The 1028-nt window shown below is 45.8% G+C and carries 1 protein-coding gene; it reads left to right on the top strand.

Annotation, left to right across the window (positions count from 1 at the left end; translation table 11 throughout):
• On the top strand, positions 1 to 1028 hold a 1028-nt coding region (locus A3762_RS27925; protein WP_197469486.1), incomplete at both ends, for a hypothetical protein.

Here is a 1028-nt window from a genome sequence, read left to right as displayed (position 1 = left end):
AAAACTATGATAATGGGACACGGCCTAGGTGGAAGTCGCAGCATTGCTCTCGGCGCAACGGGATCTGGACTCGTAGCTTCAGCTGACACGGCAACAGTTGGAACACTTGGTTTCGCGGCCTTTGACTTGGCTGTCGTTGCGATTGATCAGCCTCTGCACGGCTTAAAAAGTGATGCAATGGTTGACCCAGACAACGACTCATCGACGGACAATGACGTAACAGTACTAACTAAAACTGACTCTGAAAGACATTTTGGATATGCTGACGCAGGCTCAGGCCTACCACCCAAAGAGCTGACAGAAGAAGATAACACCTCTCTACTGTTCGTAAATGTAGAAAGCTTTCTTACTACACGAGACAATAATCGCCAAAATGCTCTCGACCTAATGGCTCTTCGTAAGGCTATTGGAGGCATTGATCTGACAGGAATGAGCGGCTCAGGAACAGATTTAGACGGCTCAGACGTGTACTATCAAGGCTACTCATTAGGCACAATTAGTGCTCAAGCTACTGTCGCTGTAGCAAATGGTACGGTCGATACCAATGACGACTTTAAGTCTGCTTTTTTCTCAACTCCTGGCGGTGGTATTGCACGCTTCTTTGAAAGCTCACCCGCTTTTGCTGGCAACATTGTTGATGGACTCGCTGCTGCCGGTTTAACTTCTGATACAGCAAACTATCAAGCGTTTTTAAACACGATTCAAGCTTCTGTAGATGCTTTTGATGCAATCAATTTCGTTGGAGACTATGAAGCGCAAGGTACAAAAGTCCTATATTACACAGCTTCAAACGACCAAGTAATTCCCGTTTCGCAAGTGCCTGGTAGGACTCTTCAAACTCCGGCGGGGACAATTGCTGCAAGTGAAATTAACGCATCGGTCTCTTATCTTTCTGGTGCAGAGCCGTTACTAATTGAAGCAAATATCGTTCAAGCTGATGGGGCAACTGATTTCGATGCGAATAACTTTGCAATCGAGGATCCAGGAGCAGTTACTGTAAATCGAAATGTAATTCGCTTTAAACCTGG

This window comes from Oleiphilus sp. HI0125 (assembly GCF_001635355.1).
This window is presented reverse-complemented; position numbering and strand designations above follow the sequence as displayed.